This is a genomic window from Archangium gephyra (assembly GCF_042230915.1).
GTDB lineage: Bacteria > Myxococcota > Myxococcia > Myxococcales > Myxococcaceae > Archangium > Archangium gephyra_B.
On the sequence record NZ_CP102578.1, the window covers coordinates 2,554,558 to 2,571,563 of the forward strand.

Genomic DNA, 17,006 nt, shown 5'->3' on the forward strand with positions numbered 1-17,006 from the left:
TGGGGACGGGGGGGCGTGCGATTGGCGGGGGCGGTTCAAAATTCCCGGGAGGTTGTGAGTGGCGGCGCTCCGCTTCACCGGAAGACGGAGAGGGCCGTCTCGTAGGTGCCCAGGTGGGCCTCGAGGGTCGCGGTGATGGGCTTCGCGTAGCCGCCGCCGAGGGTGAGCACGAGGGGCAGACCGCGGTGCCACGCGGCCTCCAGCACCAACCGGTCGCGCTCCCTCATGCCGGCGTGGGTGAGGGAGAGCCGGCCGAGGGCGTCCTCGGCGAGCGGATCCACGCCGGCCTGGTAGAAGAGGAGGTCGGCGCCAGCGGCCTCGAGCACCTCGGGCAGGTGGGTGGCGAGCACGTCGAGGTAGGCGCGATCGTCCACGCCATCGGGCAGGCCCACGTCGCGGCTGGAGCGCTGCTTGCGGAAGGGGAAGTTGTGCTCGCCGTGGATGGAGAAGGTGAAGACTGAGTCATCGCCCTCGAAGACGGCGGCGGTGCCGTTGCCCTGGTGGACGTCGAGGTCCACGACGACGACGCGTTGGATGCGGCGCTCGGCCTGGAGGGCGCGGATGGCGACGGCGATGTCGTTGAAGACGCAGTAGCCCTCGCCATGGTCGGGGAAGGCGTGGTGGGTACCCCCGGCGAGGTTGCCGGAGATGCCGTCCTCGAGGGCGGCGCGGGCAGCGCCCAGGGTGCCTCCCACGGAGGCGCGCGAGCGCACGAGCAGGTCCTCGGACCAGGGGAAGCCGAGCCGGCGGACTTCCGCCTCGGAGAGGGTGCCCGTCCAGAGCGCGTCGAGGTAGCGCGGGGTATGGACGCGCTCCAGGTCCTCGCGCGAGATGGGTTCGGAGGCCCGGAGCCGGCCGGGGGAGAGGACGCCGCGTGTGAGGAGGAGCTCGCGCAGCAGCCGGTACTTCTCCATGGGGAAGCGGTGGCCGGGAGGGAGCGGGACGACGTACTGATCGCAGTGGAAGACGCGCACGGGTGGAAAGGCGTAGCGCCTGGGCGGAGCGGGTGCAACCGGAGGCGTTAGACCCGGCGGGCGGCTCGTCCGTTACACCAGCGAGCGCGCGCTGGAATTTCGACTCGGATTACCTCTCCCCGGAGCCCTGCCATGACCCTGAAGTCCTTTTCGCGCCCCGTGCTCGGGGCCGCGCTGGCCCTCGTTGCGTTCACGTCCTCCCTGGCCCTGGCCGAGGCCCCCGCGAAGCCCGCCCAGCCGGCCCAGGCGCAGGGCGCACCGGTTTCCCAGCAGCAGCCGTCCCAGCCGTCGTCCCAGCAGCAGGCGCGGCCGAGGATTGACGTGGTGTTCGTGCTGGACACGACGGGCTCGATGGCGGGGCTGATCGAGGGGGCGAAGCAGAAGATCTTCTCCATCGCATCGCGGATCGCGCAGGGCAAGCCGACGCCGCAGGTGCGGGTGGGGCTGGTGGCGTACCGGGACGTGGGAGACGCCTACGTGACGAAGCGGTACGAGCTGACGGAGGACCTGGACGGCCTCTTCACGCACCTGCGGGCCCTGCAGGCGGACGGAGGCGGTGACACGCCGGAGCACGTGGGGCGGGGGCTGGGTGAGGCGGTGTCGAAGCTGTCGTGGGACCAGAGCCGGGAGACGATGAAGCTCATCTTCCTGGTGGGGGACGCGCCGCCGGCGCAGCGCAACGACGACTGGAACTTCAAGCACTGGGTGAAGAGGGCGGCGGAGAAGCACATCATCGTGAACACGGTGCGGTGCGGAGGGGATCCGGAGACGGAGACGCACTGGAAGCTGGCGGCGAAGACGACGGACGGGCGGTACGAGTCGCTGGACCAGTCGGGGGGGATGGTGGCGGTGGCGACGCCGTATGACGCGGAGCTGGCGAAGGTGAACGCGGAGCTGGCGAGCAAGACGATGTACGCGGGGAAGAAGGAGGCGCAGGTGGCGAACCGGGCGCGGGTGCAGCAGATGGCGGAGCTGGCGCCGGAGGCAGCGGCCGAGCGCATCCAGTTCTTGAAGACGACGCGAGGGGTGGGGAAGGGCTCGGGCGCGGCGGCCTCGGTGAGCAGCGCGCCGGCGGCGGTGGGGGGAGCGGTGGACCTGGCGGCGCAGCCGGAGGCGCTGGCGAGCGTGAAGGACGAGGAGTTGCCGCAGGAGTTGCAGGGGCTGGACGCGGCGGCGCGGGACGCGAAGGTGAAGCAGCTGGCCGGGGAGCGGAAGGCGCTGGAGGAGAAGGCGGCGAAACTGGCGGCGGAGCGGGACGCCTGGAGGACGAAGAACGTGGCGGACAAGGACGACTCCTTCGACGCCAACGTGATGAAGGGCGTGAAGGAGAAGGCGGCGAAGTACGGCCTGACCTACTGACCCATCACCCCAGCCCAATCACCTCAACCCAATCACCCCCAATCACCCCCCAATCTCCCCTCTCCCTTCGGGAGAGGGACGGGGTGAGGGTATCTGGAGCACTCGGTTTGCGAGTCCCTTGTTCCTGGATGCTGACTTACGGCCAGCGCACGTTTCCGCCGACGGCCATGGCGGAGCCGACGAAGGGAGTCACCGTCTTGTAGCCCGGAGGGGGAGGGATGGCGGTGGTGCTGGCCACGCCGAGCTGGGTGATGCCGTGGGGAAGCAGGCGCTCCAGGTTCCAGTCCCTGCCCTGGAAGTGGAACGTGGTGCTGGAGCGCAGGGCCGCCGAGAACAGGTTGGTGCCGAGCGGGCCCACGGAAGTCCCCACCACGGCGGACAGCCGCTGGAAGGTGGCGATGGGCTCTCCGCGGGAGAACGTCTCGGGGCGGGAGAAGTCTCCACAGGGCTCGCGGTTGAGGTACAGCGTGAAACTGCCCGTGGAGTCGAGCGACACCGAGAGGTCCCCATTCTGGAGCTTCTGGGCGGTGAAGGGGTCGGCGCGGAAGGTGAAGAAGGCCGAGCCTTCACCGGGAGGGCCGTTGAAGAGGGGCTCGAGGCCACCGAGGTGGGCGAAGTAGCCGAGGTCCTGAAGGGAGCCATCCAGCGCCTCGTAGAAGCGCCCGATGGCGTACCAGACGACACCTGCGATGGGCTGGGACTCCATGGGGATCTCCGTTCAGGCGTGAGCGCGCAGGAACTCCACGAGGGGAGGATTGACGGCGTCGGGGTGGGAGAGGTTGGCGGCGTGCGCGGCGCCGGAGACGAGGACGAGGCGCTTGCTGCCGGGGAGGGTCTTGTGGAGGTACTCGCCCTCGGAGGGGGGAATACCGGTGTCATCGGTGCCGTGGAACACGATGGCGGGGCAGCGGATGTCGGCGAGCCGGGGCTGGATGTCGTCGCGGTCGATGAGGTTGTTCATGGCGGCGACGAAGTGGTCCTTGGGGGTCTGGCGCCAGCGGTCGAGCCAGGGGGAGTGGAAGCGGGAGTCGCCGATGATGCCGCCGGCGAGGAACTGGATGATGTTCTCGGTGGCGCCCGGGGTGCCCCAGAGGTCGCGCGTCTGGCGGTAGCCGGCGCGGACTTCGGGCTCGTCGATGGTGCCGCGGGTGCTCATGAGGACGAGGGCGCGGACGCGCTCGGGATAGCGGAGGGCGACGCGGAGGGCGCAGTAGCCGCCCTGGGACATGCCGCCGACGACGGCCTGCTGGATGCCGAGGTGGTCGAGCAGGGCGATGGAATCGGCGGCGGAGTCGTAGAGGTCGAAGGGCTTGCCATCCCAGCGGGTGCGGCCGAAGCCGCGGGCGTCCCAGCGGATGACGCGGAACTCGGGGGCGAGCGCCTGGACCTGCGCGTCGAACATGCGGCTGTCCATGAGGAAGCCGTGCGCGAGGATGAGAGCGGGACCGGAGCCGCCGGAGTCCTCGAAGTGGATGCCTTGGTGGTTGAGCTCGGCGATGGGCATGGGGGGCTATCTACCACGCGAGGCTCAATCCTCGTCATCGGCATCCATCAACTCGCGGAGGTAGCGCTCTCGATGGAGGAGAAAATCGCGGGTCAGGCGGTAGTGCTCGGTGTCCTCATAGGCGATGGGGGCCAGACCCTGCTTGGACAACCAGTAGATGCGCGCATCCGGATAGGCCAGGAGGATGGGGGAGTGCGTGGCGATGAGGAGTTGAGAGGACTTGCGCCGGGCCAGATCGTCGATGTGGCGCAACAGGATGAGCTGGTGCTGCGGTGACAGGGCGGCCTCGGGCTCGTCGAGGATGTAGAGGCCGTTGGCCCAGAAGCGGTTGCGCACGAGCATCAGGAACGACTCGCCGTGAGACTGTTCGTGGGGCGAGGTGCCTCCGTAGGCGTCCTGGAGGATGTCTGGCATCTGCTCCAGGACGGTGCCCACGTTGAAATAGCTCTCCGCGCGCAGGAAGAAGCCGGTGCGGGGGCGGCGATAACCGCGGACGAGCCGGAGGAACCGATGCAGCTCGGATTCGGAGCTGCGGGTGGCGAAGTTGAAGCTCCGCGTGCCTCCTTCGGGGTTGAACCCCGCGGCCGTGGCGATGGCCTCGAGCAAGGTGGACTTTCCGCTGCCGTTCTCCCCGGCGAAGAAGGTGACACGCGGGTGCAGCTCCAGGCCTTCCAGCTCGCGCACCACGGGCAGGTTGAAGGGATAGCGGTTGAAGTCCGGTACCTGCTCGCGCAGGAGCGTCACCGTGCGGATGAAGGTCGGGTCCATGGTCATCGCGGGTGCATCGCGGTCAGACGACACTCGCCGGATTGCCGGGCGTGGGTGCTGGAGGTAGCCTCGGAAGACATGAAACGCTGGATGTTGCTGCTCTGGGTCTCGATGTGCGCATGCGTGGGTGGCCCTTCTACGCGGGTGTATGGCGCGGGGCCAGCCAGGGGGCGGCTGGAGCAGAGCATGGACTCGGCTTCGAGCGCCTGCCGGCAGAACCCGGCGTACTGCACCGCCGTGGCGGGGGAGGAGACGGTGCTTCCCATTCCCGTGAGTACGACTCCGTTGCCTGTTGCTCCGGAATCAGCGGCGCCGGCAAAGGACAATGCCTCCGAGGGGTCGAAGGACAAGACGACGGAACTGTCCTGGCAGGAGTTCAAGAAGATTTGCTACGCGAAGTACACGGGTTGCCTGGATACTGCGGTGCAAGGCATTGACGGCCCCTTGTACAAGCACAGTCAATGTGTGGCCTGTAGAGATGTCTGCATGCAGAACAAGGGGGCCTGGCCCTCCGAAGCCAATGGAAAGCCCTGCCCATGAGCCAGGAGCGCGACGAAGAGGCATTCCATCGGCGGTGGATGGAAGGGGCAAGGGCGATCTCTGAACTCTACGTATCGCTGCAGGATGCTCCGTTCGAGAAATATGAACGGGAGTTCCTGTCCTTGCAGCGGCGATTGCTCGCCCAGGATGAGACGGACTGGGAGCGGCTGGAGACGCGCCGCCGTATTGCCGAAGAGATTCTCCTGGGTGCATGGGGACCTGACTCGTCCTGGAAGGACTTCGGCCGCGCGCTTCGTCGTATCCAGAGGCTCGGTTATACGGATGTCGAGCGGCGAGTCCATGTGGCCATCCTCTTCGCGCGGTGGGCAATATTCCACCCGGAGCACCTGCCCGAGGCGCGGCGCATGCTGGATCTGGCTGAGCGCCACTTCCAATCCGTCTCGCCAGAACACACCCAGTACAAGGATATGAAGGGAAGTCTGGAGTTGATCCGGCAGGAGAAGGAGTTCAGCCCGAAGCCATCCACGCCCCCGGAGCAAGGCCCTTGACTGGTAGTGCTCACTCCCGCGTCACCGCGCGCAGCACGATCTCCCTGCGCTGCCCGAGCAGCCGCAGGGCCAGGGGGAGCAGCGCGCGGTACATGAGCACGTTGACGATGGCGCACAGGGCGATCATCGCCAGCGTCTGCCCGCTGGGTCCGCTCTTCCCGGCGAAGCGCAGGGCCCAGACGAAGGGGGCACAGCCCACGCTCGCCGCGACGATACCGAGCATGGAGGCGGTGAGGGGCAGCTTGTCCCGGCGCTTGAGGCTCGCGTGGAACTTCACCGGGAAGTACAGGGACAGGAAGTTGCCGGCCGCGAGCAGCACCGGGACGACGGCCAGCACGGCCGCCATGGCGCACAGGAAGTCCAGCGCCGAGCCCCTGCCGAAGTACACCCGGTAGAACATGCCCACCAGCAGGGCCATGCCGCCTGCCGCCGCGCCCTGCACCACGTTCTTCGCCCGCAGCACGTCCCCCAACTCCACGGGGGCGGCGATGAGCATGGCCAACCCGTGCCCGTCATAGGCGAACGTGTTCTGCGAGAACGTGGACGCCATCACCACCGCGCCGTAGATGCACAGGCCGCCCATCAACCAGGCATCCGCGCTCGCGCCCAGCAGGTACTCGAAGAGGGCCCGGCCCGAGGTCAGCTTCAGCAGGATGGCCAGCACGAAGGGCACGGACGCGAGCAGCCGGGCGCGCGGGTTGCGCCACAGGTCCAACGCCTCGCGCGCCAGCAGCGTGGTGTACGTGGTGCGCGTCCGGGCGAACGGATCCTTGTCCCCGGACTCCTTCACGGACGGGCCGGCGCGGCCCACGTTGCGGTGGAAGCGCAGCAGCAGCGCGTAGGCGAGCCCCAGCCCCAGCAGGGCGAAGAAGACCATGCCCACGCCGTCCACCAGGGCATTGCGCCGGTACCCGTAGGTGAGCTCCAGCAGCGCGTCCCCGAAGAATCCCGAGGGCACGCGGCCCAGGGCAATCGTCGCGTCGACGATGAGAGCCATGTCCAGCTTGTCCACGCCCCCCTCGCCCACGGCCGTCAGCCACGAGGTGTCGATGGGCGGAATGAGGGAGGCGCCCACGAGGAACACCACGAAGCCGCCGCCGATGAGCTGCGCGCTGTGCTTCTCGCGCAGCACGTTGAGCACCAGGTGCAGGCCCACCCGGCTCCAGGCCGCGTTGAGCAGCGCGAACAGCACGTAGAGCAGCACGGCCAACCACTGCATGCGCACCGGGTGCACCGAGGCGAAGCCGAGCGCCGCGCCCGTCAGCGGTGCGTAGAAGACGAGCGCGCGCGGCTCGAAGAGGCTCGCCACCGTGGAGGCGATGAGCAGCCGGAAGGGCGAGATGGGGAAGGGCGCGTAGCGGCTCAGCTCCGAGTGGTCATCCACGCCCGCGCTCATCAGCGGCCACGTCACCCACACCGCGGACGTGACGAAGCACAGCAGGTTGAGGATGAAGAAGGGCCAGACGTCGTTCTCGGCGATGGGCCGCAGGCGCATCAGCCCGTAGAACGTCACGCCCAGGCCCCAGGCCGGCGCGCTCGAGAGCAGGAAGGCGGCCACCGCCATGAACCGGCTCTTGCCCGGCCCGTGGTTGAGCCCGATGTCCAGGCGCAGGCCCCACAACAGCCACAGGTGCCGGAAGAAGCCCGGCGCGGCCACCCGGTTCACGCGGACCCCCGGCGCAGCGGCACCACGTCGGCGGGCGGCGCGTCCCCGTAGAAGGACAGCTTCGCGTTGCGCGCGGCCGGCACGGAGATGAGCTTCTCGAAGACGGCCTCCAGCGACGGCGCGTCATAGCGCTGCATCAACTGCTGCACCGTGCCCTGGTCTAGCATCCTCCCGCCGCGGATGACGCCCGCGTGCGTGGCCAGCCGCTCGGCGATCTCCAGCACGTGCGTGGTGAGCAGCAGCGTCACGCCCCGCCGGCTCAGCTCGCGCAGCAGCTCGCGGATGACGCCTGCGGCCAGCACGTCGATGCCCTCGAAGGGCTCGTCCAGCAGCACCAGCTCCGGCGCGTGGATGAGCGCCGCGGCAATGGCCAGCCGCCGCCGCATGCCCTTGGAGTACTCGGCCACCAGCGCGCCCGCCTTGTACGTCAGCTCCGTGAGCTCGAGCAGCTCGGCCGCCCGCGCCGCCGCCTCGTCCCCGCTCAGCCCGTACATCCGCCCGCAGAAGGTGAGGTACTGCCGGCCGGTGAGCCGCTCGAAGAGGCTCAGCTCCTCGGGCACCACGCCGATGTGGCGTTTGACCTCCAGCGGCCGGGCCACCGCGTCCACGCCCAGCAGGGAGATGCGCCCGGCGTCCGGGGCGTACACGCCGGTGAGCAGGGCGATGGTGGTGGACTTGCCCGCTCCGTTGGGGCCGAGGAAGGCATAGAAGGAGCCGCGGGGGATGGTCAGCTCCATCCCGTCGAGCGCGGTGAATTCGCCGAAGCGCTTCACGAGCCCGTGGGCGGCGACGGCCAGGTCAGTGGGGGTGGGGGACATGCGCGGGCCGGATCAGAGCCGACTCCGCTGCCCTCCCACAATCCCCCCGATGTCCGAGGCCCGAGCAGGCCTGGCACCTGGGAGGTGGCGCGGGAGAAGCCGTGCTGCTCAGTGCACCATGGCCACTTCGGGCGGCCCGATGATGCGCTGCACCGTCATCCGCACCTTGTCCAGGTCCACCGGCTTGGAGATGTAGCCGGCGGCGCCCACCAGCTCCGCCTCCCACTCGAAGCCGTAGCCCGAGATGATGATGATCGGCAGCCCGCGCGCCCGCGGCATCTTCTTGAGGGCGTCCAGCAGGCCCCAGCCGCTCATGACCGGCATGCGCAGGTCCAGGAGCACCGCCTGGGGAATCTCTCCCTCCAGCGTGTCGAGGGCCTCTCGGCCGTTGGCGGCCTGCTCCGTGCGATAGCCCATCTCCTCTAGGGCATCGCAGATGAGCGTGCGGTGGCTCGCGTCGTCGTCGACGACCAGGATGTAGGACATGGCGGGGCCTCGATGCTTATTCCGGCAGGGAAGGCAGATTCTATGGGGGGCAAGATGCGAATGGCTTCCCGGTTCCGGAAGGGGTGTGCCCGGTTTTCAACATCCCTCGAAAAGTTGGAGGGCATTCCGCCCCAGGATGCCTGCCTCGGCCTCGTCCCCGAGCTTGAGGGCCAACAACTGCTTGAGCTCGCGGTCCCAGGCGTACGGCAGGTTGGGAAAGTCCGTGCCGTAGAGGATGCGCTCGGGCCGCACTTCCAGCAAGCGGCGGGGGACCGGAATGGGGAAATAACCGGCCACCGCCATGGTGGTGTCCAGCCAGAGGTTGTCGTGGCGCTCCAGGAGCCGCTCGTAGGCGTCGAACTCGTCGGCGCCCAGGTGGGGGATGCACAGCTTGAGGCCCGGGTGGTCCTCAAGCACCCGTTCCACGCGCTCGGCCGAGCAGAGGGCATGCACGTCGCACTTGTATTGGGGGCTGGCGGGCTCGCGGCCGGCATGCATCACCAGCGGCCGCCCGGCCCGGGCACAGGCGGCATACACCTCGTGCAGCGCGGGGGCGTCCGGGGCGAAGCACTGCACGTGGCAGTGCAGCTTCACGCCCTTGAGGCCCGCCGCGAAGGCCTCGGCGAGAATGTCCGCCGCGCCCTCTTCGCCCGGCAGCACGGTGGCCAGCCCCAACACGCGCGGCTCGGCCCGGGCCACCTCGGCGACGTAGGAGTTGAGGAAGCGCGCCATGCCCGGCTTGTGCGCGTAGTGCAGCGCCACCACCCGGTGCACCCCCCGCGACAGCAGGAAGGACACCACCTGGGGCGTGTGCAGCTTGTAGCGGATGGGCCAGCCGTACTGCTCGAACCAGCGCCACACCGCCTCGAAGACGCCGTCCGGGAAGAGGTGCACGTGGGCATCCACCACGGGCGGCAGCCCCTCGGGCAGCCGGGGGCCCTCCTCGTCATTCAAGGCTGGCAGGGGCAGTATCGAGCTTGCAGACGCCAGCCAGCCGGAGGCCGCGCCCAGGCAGGCCGGGGAATCGTCGGGGTGGTCCATGCGCGGAGGAGGCCTACTCCTTCTTGCGCTCCGCCTCCCCCTGCTGCTGCTTGTCCAGGCGGCGCAGGTAGGCGTTGTTCGAGTAGCCGGCGCGCTCCAGCCGCTGGGTCTCGATCAGATCGGCGACCTTGGTGCACACCTGGCTGAGCAGACGGAGCGACTCGGCCAGAATCTTCTCGGCCTGGTCCTGCGCGTCCGCGCGCTTGATGACGGTCCGGTCGCGGCGGAACAACTGGGTCAACTTCATCCCAACCAATCTAAGGGAAGGCGTCCCCTCTTGCCACCGGACTGATGGGCACCGGGCCCGCGCTCTCCGCCGCTCGCGGCTCCCTCCAGGGCGGGCTGGGGTGATCCACTCCGCGCGAGTGTTGGCCCGTTGACGCATCCGGCCAACGCGGAGCATTGGACATCAACAACTTAACAACCCAGCAAATTTACACATTGGACTGCGCCCGGCTGGGGGGAGGGGCCGTTCCGAGGGAAAGCGTCGGGTAAACGACCATAATCAGGGGCCTTTCACGAATTTTCAGCAGGGGGGGTGACGCGCGGAAAATTTGTGCTTACAGTGCACCCATTCACTTCCCGACTTCCTGTCGAGACGGTCGAAAGGGGGAACTGCGCATGGCTTACGATGGCGAGCTTGTGAAGATGGCGAATGGCCGCTGGGCGCGGTTCCAGCGTTGCCAGGTGTACCGCCCCGGCGTCGAGGACGCGGGCGAGACGATGATGTTGATTGCAGTGGAGCTGGACGAGCGCTACCAGTTGTTGCTGGACGAAGTGGCGGACTCGCTGGCGCAGTACCGGCACCGGGGCATTGCGGTGCAGGCCAGGCTGGACGAGGCGCAGCGGCTGACGCTGCACCCGGAGTCGGAGTCCAGCGCGCTTCACTAACGGGGCCGGTAGAAGCGCGCGGCGTTGTCGAAAGCCACGCGCTTCACCACTCGTTCCGACAGCTTCGCCTTGGCCAGCAGGTTGGCCACGCGCGCGAGCCCCAGAATGTCCCCGGCGCCATCGCCGGCATCCGAGTTGAGCACCAGCCGTTCGCTGCCAAGCCGGCGCACCAGCGCCACGGCACGCTCGGCCTTCAGTGCTTCGGGGTGCAACGTCAGCCCCGCCCAATGCCCACACCCGAGGATGTTGCGCACGGTGCGGCCGTTGGCGTGGTCCACCAGCACGCGGGAGGGCCGCACGCCGGACTCGCGGAGCAGGGTGAGGATGCGCCGGGTGTGGCGCTCCTTGTCGCGCACCGGGGTGTGCACCAGCACCTTGAGCTTGAGCTGGCGCGCGAGCGCGAGCTGCTCGAGGAAGGCCTCCTCCTCCTCGATGCCGCCCGAGTGCAGTCCCGTCTCGCCCAGGGCCACCACGCGTCCGCCCCGGAAGTAGTCGGGGAGGCTCGCGAGCACCTCGGACAGGCCGCGGCGGGGGATGCAGCGCGGGTGCACCCCCAGCGCCGCCCAGGCGCGGATGCCCAGCCGCTCCAGGCGCGGCAACTGCCGGAGCATCAGGTCGTCGAAGTGCTTGCGCAGGGCCTTGGGGGTGGGCTCGGGCAGGTGGTGGGCGACCACGAGCGCCCGCTCCACCCCGAAGAAGCGCATGGACTCGAGGTCCTGGTCGCTGAGGGCCTCCGGGTGGAGGTGCGCGTCGAAGAGATGGAGGAGCGGGGTGGCCACGGTGTGTTCTGTCCTGTCCGTCAGTCCTGGCCGAGGGCGGCGCCCTCGTTGCGGGGATCGCTCGCCGCGTAGCGCAGGTTCGTCTTCGGGTCGCTGTAGACGGCCTCCGCGTCGCCCCAGGCCTCCTGCTTGCGGATCTTGTGACCCTTGGCCTCCAGCGCCGCCTGGGTGGCGGCCTCCAGGCCCCAGCGGTCCACCCACAGCTCATCCGGCAGGTACTGGTGGTGCAGCCGGCCCTGTCCCACCGCGCGCACCACGTCCATCTTGTGGTCCACGATGTTGGAGATGACCTGGATGACGGTGGTGGGGATGGTGGAGCCGCCCGGGCTGCCCACCGCCAGCATCACCTTCTTGGGGTCCTCCTTGGAGAAGACGAGGGTGGGGGACATGGAGGACAGGGGCACCTTGCCCGGGGCGATGGCGTTGGCCTCGCCCGTCACCAGCCCGTAGGCGTTGGGCACGCCGGGGAGCGCGGCGAAGTCGTCCATCTCGTCGTTGAGGAGGATGCCGGTGCCCTTGGCCACCACGCACGAGCCGAAGGCGTAGTTCACCGTGGTGGTGAGGGCCACCGCGTTGCCATCCTTGTCGATGACGGAGATGTGCGTGGTGTTCTTCTTCTCCGGCGCGCTGGAGGGGTCGTACCAGGTGCCGTCCGGCTTCTTCAGGGTGGAGCCGCTGGCGCCCTCCCGCGGCGGCAGCAGCGAGGCGCTCGGCGTGGCCTTCTTGGGGTCGATGCTGCCCGCCAGGTCCGCGATGTAGCCGGAGGAGGTGAGGCTCTCCATGGGAATCTTCACGAAGGCCGGGTCACCCAGGTACTTCACCCGGTCCACGTACACGCGGCGCACCGCCTCGACGTAGAGGTGGAGCGACTCCGGCTCGCGGAAGTCCAGGCCCTGGGGGCGCAGCCGCTCCATGGCGCCGAGCACCTGCACCACCGCGAGTCCCCCCGCGCTCGGGGGCGGCATGGTGAGGATGCGGTGGCCGCGGTAGCTGCCCTCCAGGGGTGCATGGGCGCGCGTCTTGTAGTCCTTCAGGTCCTCGAGCGAGAGCGTGCCGCCGCCCGCCTTCACCGTGTCCACCATCGCCTGGGCCAGCGGGCCCGAGTAGAAGGCCTTGGGGCCGCTCTTCGCGAGCGTCTGGAGCGTCCGGGCCAGCTCCGGCTGCTTCACGAGGTGGCCGATGGGCGGCACGTCCAGCTCGCCCTTGTCGTTCTTGGCGAGGAAGATGCGCGCGGCCTCCGGGTCCTGCCGCAGGCAGTCGCGCCGCAGGGTGGCCAGGCCCTGGTACTTGGGGGACACCCAGAAGCCCTTGCGCGCGGCGTCGATGGCCGGCTGCAGCACCACCGCGCGGGGCAGCTTGCCGTGCTTGTCCAGCAGCTCCAGGTAGCCGGCCACCGCGCCGGGCACCGCCACGCTCGTCGCACCGTCCGTGGACAGCCCTGGCACCACCTGTCCGTCCTTCAGGTACATGTCGCGCGTGGCCCCCTTGGGTGCCACCTCGCGGAAGTCCAGCACCTGCGTCCCACCCGTCTTCGCGTCATGCACCAGCGCGAAGCCACCGCCGCCAATGCCCGAGTGGTACGGGCCCACCACTCCCAGGGTGAAGGCCGCCGCCACCGCCGCGTCCACCGAGTTGCCGCCCTTTTCCAGCATCCGCAGCGCGGCCTCGCTCGCCATCGGGTGCGCCGTGGCCACCGCCCCGCCCCGGTACGGCCGCGCCGCCCAGGCGGGCCACGCGATTACCAGTGCCATCAGTGCCACTGCCCACCCGTTTTGGTGAGTCCGCATCTTTACCGTCTCCACGTGCAAAGCCTCCGTCCGGGCCCTCAACTGACGCTTCCGCGAGTGCGCGTTCTGGAGTATCCCCGGCCGCCGCTCGGACTCGCTAAGAAACGTTTCAACATCGAGAAGTGTCCGGCTGACACCAGCATGCCCGGCCTGGAGTTTGACCGGGGCGCAGGCGAGGGCATCCTGTGCATGACGGTTCGTCGCGCCGGGGGAAACATGAACGCCAACCTGACGACAATGAAGCAAACGTCGGCCTCGCCAGAGGTCACGGTGACGACGGTGTTCCTCAAACCGACGTTCGGTATCACCGTGCAGAGCAACACGCTGTCCGTTTCCGTGAAGGCTCGCCCGGAGGGCATCCGCTCCACGCGTCCCCCCGCTCGCGGTTGACGGGCCGCTTTCGCATCCCTAGTAATCGCCGCCTATGACAGCTCCTCTGGCGGCGGTGGTGTTGTGCGCGGGCAAGGGCACGCGGATGAAGTCGGAGAAGGCCAAGGTCCTTCACCCCATCCTCGGCAAGCCCATCTGTGCCTATCCCCTCATGCGAGCGCTGGAACTGGGCTCCTCTCCCGTGGTGCCGGTGGTGGGCCACCAGGCCGAGGAGGTGGAGCGCTCCATCCGCGCCCATTTCCCCACCGCGCCCCTGCGCTTCGCGCTCCAGAAGGACCAGCGCGGCACGGCGGACGCGGTGCGCTCGGCGGAAAGCGCGCTGAAGGACTTCAAGGGGCGCGTGCTCATCCTCTACGGGGACGTGCCGCTGGTGCGCCGCGAGACGCTCGAGGCGCTCTCCGCCGCGCACGACAAGAGCGGCGGCGTGCTCTCCCTGGTGTCCACCTCGCCGGCGGACCCCACCGGCTACGGCCGCGTCATCCGCGAGATGGGCAAGGTGGTGCGCATCGTCGAGCACAAGGACGCCCCCCCCGAGCAGCGCCAGGTGCGTGAGTGCAACGCCGGCATCTACCTGGTGGAGTCCTCCTTCCTCTGGAAGGCACTGGCCAACATCCGCAGCACCAATGCGCAGGGCGAGTTCTACCTGACGGACCTGGTGGAGATGGCCGCGGCGCAGGGCCCGGTGGGCTCCATCGACGCCGAGTTCGGCGAGACGGCCGGGGTGAACGACCGGGTGGAGCTGGCGGCGCGCGCCAAGGAGCTCCAGGCGCGCATCAACACCTGGCACATGCGCAACGGCGTCACCCTGACGGACCCCTCCACCACGTACATCGAGGAGGGCGTGGCCATCGGGTCGGACACGGAGATTGCCCCCATGGTGACGCTCTCGGGCGCCACGGTGGTTGGCCGCAACGTCACCGTCGGACAGGGCAGCGTCCTGCACGCCTCCTCGGTCGCCGACGGGACGACCATCAAGCCGTACACCGTGCTGGAGGAGGCCCGGGTGGGCGAGCGCTGCATCCTCGGCCCGTTCTCCCGGTTGCGCCCCGGCACGGACCTCGCCGAGGAGGTGCACCTGGGCAACTTCGTGGAGACGAAGAAGGCCCGCCTCGGCCGCGGCTCCAAGGCCAACCACCTGGCCTACCTGGGCGACGCGAAGATCGGCTCCGGGGTCAACGTGGGCGCCGGCACCATCACCTGTAATTACGACGGGGTGAACAAGCACCTCACCGAGCTGGGCGATGGCGTCTTCATCGGCTCGGACACCCAGCTGGTGGCCCCTGTGAAAGTCGGGGACGGTGCGTATGTCGGTGCGGGCACCACGGTGACGAAAGATGTGCCTCCCGGGAGCCTCGCTGTGTCCCGTACGCCACAGGTCAACATGGAAGGCTGGGTGGAGAGGAAGAAGGCTCGCATGGCCAAGTCCGCGGAAGCAGGCCCTTCCAAGCCGGACAAGGCCTCCGCGGGCTAGTGGGCCCGCGTTTTGCTTGTCGTCAGGGTGACAGGTGTCGCCCGATGTGGGTGGAAATGCCCCCCGAATTTGCAATCGGGGGGTCGGGCGTGAGAGAGGACGGACAACATGTGCGGCATTGTTGGGTATGTCGGGGACAAGGAGTCGGCTCCCATCCTGGTGTCTGGGCTGAAGAAGCTCGAGTACCGGGGGTATGACTCCGCGGGTGTGGCGGTGGTGAACCGCAACGTCCTGAACGTGGTGCGGGCCACGGGCAAGCTGAAGAACCTGGAGAACCGCGTCCAGACGGACGTGCCGCAAGGCACCATCGGCATCGGCCATACGCGCTGGGCCACGCATGGGCGTCCCTCGGACGAGAATGCCCACCCGCACACCTACGGTGATGTGGCGGTGGTGCACAACGGCATCATCGAGAACCACCTGGCCCTCAAGGAGGAGCTGCGTGCCAAGGGGCACCACTTCTCCTCCGAGACGGATTCCGAGGTCTTCGCCCACCTCATCTCCGATGAGCTCAAGAGCGGCCTGGACCTGCCCGCGGCGGTGCGCGCGGCCATCACCCACGTGAAGGGCACCTACGCCCTGGCGGTGGTGACGGCCAGCGACCCCCACCGGATCGTCTGCACCAAGGACGCCTCTCCCATGGTGCTCGGCCTGGGCCAGGGGCAGAACTTCGTGGCCAGCGACGTGCCGGCGCTGCTCGAGCACACGCGCGACTTCGTCTACATGGAGGAGGGTGATCTGGCCGTCATCACCGCCGCCAACGTGGACATCTACAACCGCTCCGGCACCAAGGTGAACCGGCCCACCCGCCGCATCGACTGGACGCCGATGATGGCGGAGAAGGGCGGCCACAAGCACTTCATGCACAAGGAGATCCTGGAGCAGCCTCGCGCCGTGGCGGACACGCTGCGCGGCCGCATGCTCCTCTCCGAGGGCGACGTGCACTTCGAGGGCTGGAACCTCAGCCCCGAGAAGGTGCGGGCCATCACCAAGGTGACCATCCTGGCGTGCGGCACCTCGTGGCACTCGGGCATCGCGGGCAAGGCGATGATCGAGTCCCTGGCGCGCATCCCCGTGGAGGTGGAGCTGGCCAGCGAGTTCCGCTACCGAGATCCCATCGTGGAGCCCTCGCACCTGGCCATCGCCATCAGCCAGTCGGGCGAGACGGCGGACACGCTGGCGGCCTTCAAGGAGGCCAAGGCGCGCGGCGCCATGTCGCTCGCCCTGTGCAACGTCATCGGCAGCGCCATGACGCGTGAGGCGGACATCACCATCCTCACCAACGCGGGCCCCGAGATCGGCGTGGCCTCCACCAAGGCCTTCACCACGCAGCTGGTGGGGCTCTACCTGCTGGCGGTGAAGCTCGGCCGCATGCGCGGCACGCTCACCGTCAAGGCGGCGCAGGAGCACCTGACCGCGCTGACCGAGATCCCCAAGATGATCGAGGACGTGCTCAAGTGCGAGACTGCGGTCAAGCGCGTGGCGCGTGAGTTCATGGGCGCCCAGGACTTCCTCTTCCTCGGCCGCGGCCCCATGCACCCGGTGGCGCTCGAGGGCGCGCTCAAGCTCAAGGAGATCTCCTACATCCACGCCGAGGGCTACGCCGGCGGCGAGATGAAGCACGGTCCCATCGCGCTCATCGACGAGAAGATGCCGGTGGTGGTGATCGCTCCGAAGCAGCCGCACGTCGCCTACGAGAAGATCATCGGCAACATCGAAGAGGTGCGGGCGCGCGGCGGCAAGGTCATCGCGATCATCGACGAGGATGACGCGCACGTGGCCTCGCTGGCGGATCATGTCATCCGCATCCCCGCCGCCAGCGCGCTGCTCGCGCCGGTGGTGGCCACCATCCCCCTGCAGCTGCTCGCCTACCACGTGGCGGACCTGCGCGGGAATGACGTGGATCAGCCGCGCAACCTCGCCAAGAGCGTGACGGTGGAGTAGTCCCGCTCGGATCGGTCATCCGGTCCAGCCCGCCCGGGGATGCCTCTTCGCGAGGCCCCCGGGCGTTTTCATTGAATGT

Annotated in this window: 18 protein-coding genes; 7 read left to right on the forward strand and 11 right to left on the reverse strand. The window is 68.7% G+C overall.

The window, feature by feature from the left end:
* Positions 1 to 74 precede the first annotated feature (74 nt).
* The gene (locus NR798_RS10170) at positions 75 to 974 is read right to left on the reverse strand and encodes a histone deacetylase (protein WP_375771251.1); all 900 of its coding nucleotides are present in this window, start codon (positions 972 to 974) and stop codon (positions 75 to 77) included.
* Between the two features lie 132 nt (positions 975 to 1,106).
* Here NR798_RS10170 and NR798_RS10175 point away from each other — a divergent pair, with 132 nt between their 5' ends.
* Positions 1,107 to 2,333 carry a VWA domain-containing protein gene (locus NR798_RS10175; RefSeq protein WP_375771252.1) on the forward strand — a complete coding sequence of 409 codons (1,227 nt, stop codon included), beginning with the start codon at positions 1,107 to 1,109 and terminating at the stop codon, positions 2,331 to 2,333.
* Positions 2,334 to 2,469: 136 nt separating this feature from the next.
* Here the strand turns inward: NR798_RS10175 and NR798_RS10180 are convergent, their stop codons facing one another.
* The 3 genes from NR798_RS10180 to NR798_RS10190 are packed head-to-tail and all read right to left on the reverse strand — an operon-like array spanning position 2,470 to position 4,605.
* On the reverse strand, positions 2,470 to 3,039 hold the full coding sequence (locus NR798_RS10180) for a hypothetical protein (RefSeq protein WP_375771253.1): 570 nt from the start codon (positions 3,037 to 3,039) through the stop codon (positions 2,470 to 2,472).
* Between the two features lie 12 nt (positions 3,040 to 3,051).
* Positions 3,052 to 3,837: an alpha/beta fold hydrolase gene (locus tag NR798_RS10185; protein WP_375771254.1), complete on the reverse strand. Its 786-nt coding sequence runs from the start codon at positions 3,835 to 3,837 to the stop codon at positions 3,052 to 3,054.
* Positions 3,838 to 3,861: 24 nt separating this feature from the next.
* Positions 3,862 to 4,605, reverse strand: a complete 744-nt coding sequence (locus tag NR798_RS10190; RefSeq protein WP_375771255.1) for an AAA family ATPase — start codon at positions 4,603 to 4,605, stop codon at positions 3,862 to 3,864.
* Positions 4,606 to 4,683: 78 nt separating this feature from the next.
* Between NR798_RS10190 and NR798_RS10195 the strand changes: the two genes are divergently transcribed.
* The gene (locus NR798_RS10195; protein ID WP_375771256.1) at positions 4,684 to 5,145 is read left to right on the forward strand and encodes a hypothetical protein; all 462 of its coding nucleotides are present in this window, start codon (positions 4,684 to 4,686) and stop codon (positions 5,143 to 5,145) included.
* Positions 5,142 to 5,654, forward strand: a complete 513-nt coding sequence (locus tag NR798_RS10200) for a hypothetical protein (protein WP_375771257.1) — start codon at positions 5,142 to 5,144, stop codon at positions 5,652 to 5,654. Before NR798_RS10195 ends, NR798_RS10200 begins: the two co-directional genes overlap by 4 nt.
* 10 nt (positions 5,655 to 5,664) lie before the next feature.
* Here NR798_RS10200 and NR798_RS10205 read toward each other — a convergent pair whose 3' ends face one another.
* The 5 genes from NR798_RS10205 to NR798_RS10225 form a co-directional block, all read right to left on the reverse strand.
* Complete coding sequence (locus NR798_RS10205) at positions 5,665 to 7,320, reverse strand: hypothetical protein (RefSeq protein ID WP_375771258.1); 1,656 nt, start codon at positions 7,318 to 7,320, stop codon at positions 5,665 to 5,667.
* A complete protein-coding gene (locus tag NR798_RS10210) occupies positions 7,317 to 8,138 on the reverse strand; it encodes an ABC transporter ATP-binding protein (RefSeq protein ID WP_375771259.1) in 822 nt (273 codons plus the stop codon). The genes NR798_RS10205 and NR798_RS10210 overlap by 4 nt, the downstream gene beginning before the upstream one ends.
* A 108-nt stretch (positions 8,139 to 8,246) precedes the next feature.
* On the reverse strand, positions 8,247 to 8,624 hold the full coding sequence (locus NR798_RS10215; RefSeq protein WP_267534027.1) for a response regulator: 378 nt from the start codon (positions 8,622 to 8,624) through the stop codon (positions 8,247 to 8,249).
* Between the two features lie 96 nt (positions 8,625 to 8,720).
* Positions 8,721 to 9,665, reverse strand: a complete 945-nt coding sequence (locus NR798_RS10220) for an amidohydrolase family protein (RefSeq protein ID WP_375771260.1) — start codon at positions 9,663 to 9,665, stop codon at positions 8,721 to 8,723.
* A 13-nt stretch (positions 9,666 to 9,678) separates the two neighbouring features.
* Complete coding sequence (locus NR798_RS10225) at positions 9,679 to 9,912, reverse strand: hypothetical protein (RefSeq protein WP_375771261.1); 234 nt, start codon at positions 9,910 to 9,912, stop codon at positions 9,679 to 9,681.
* A 374-nt stretch (positions 9,913 to 10,286) separates the two neighbouring features.
* Between NR798_RS10225 and NR798_RS10230 the strand changes: the two genes are divergently transcribed.
* Positions 10,287 to 10,556 carry a hypothetical protein gene (locus NR798_RS10230; RefSeq protein ID WP_375771262.1) on the forward strand — a complete coding sequence of 90 codons (270 nt, stop codon included), beginning with the start codon at positions 10,287 to 10,289 and terminating at the stop codon, positions 10,554 to 10,556.
* Here NR798_RS10230 and NR798_RS10235 read toward each other — a convergent pair.
* The gene (locus NR798_RS10235; RefSeq protein ID WP_375771263.1) at positions 10,553 to 11,335 is read right to left on the reverse strand and encodes a TatD family hydrolase; all 783 of its coding nucleotides are present in this window, start codon (positions 11,333 to 11,335) and stop codon (positions 10,553 to 10,555) included. The two genes, NR798_RS10230 and NR798_RS10235, sit on opposite strands and share 4 nt — an antisense overlap.
* A gap of 20 nt (positions 11,336 to 11,355) precedes the next feature.
* Positions 11,356 to 13,086: a gamma-glutamyltransferase gene (gene ggt / locus NR798_RS10240; protein WP_375771264.1), complete on the reverse strand. Its 1,731-nt coding sequence runs from the start codon at positions 13,084 to 13,086 to the stop codon at positions 11,356 to 11,358.
* Positions 13,087 to 13,179: 93 nt separating this feature from the next.
* Between ggt and NR798_RS10245 the strand changes: the two genes are divergently transcribed.
* The 3 genes from NR798_RS10245 to glmS all read left to right on the forward strand — a co-directional run bounded on the left by NR798_RS10245 (position 13,180) and on the right by glmS (position 16,927).
* Entirely contained in the window at positions 13,180 to 13,512 is a 333-nt protein-coding gene (locus NR798_RS10245) for a hypothetical protein (RefSeq protein WP_375771265.1), read from the forward strand.
* Positions 13,513 to 13,546: 34 nt separating this feature from the next.
* Positions 13,547 to 14,983, forward strand: coding sequence for a bifunctional UDP-N-acetylglucosamine diphosphorylase/glucosamine-1-phosphate N-acetyltransferase GlmU (glmU, locus tag NR798_RS10250; protein WP_375771266.1), 1,437 nt, complete (start codon positions 13,547 to 13,549; stop codon positions 14,981 to 14,983).
* 108 nt (positions 14,984 to 15,091) lie between these two features.
* Positions 15,092 to 16,927 (forward strand): glutamine--fructose-6-phosphate transaminase (isomerizing), encoded by a 1,836-nt coding sequence (gene glmS / locus NR798_RS10255; protein WP_375771267.1) that lies wholly within the window; start codon positions 15,092 to 15,094, stop codon positions 16,925 to 16,927.
* Positions 16,928 to 17,006 lie beyond the last annotated feature (79 nt).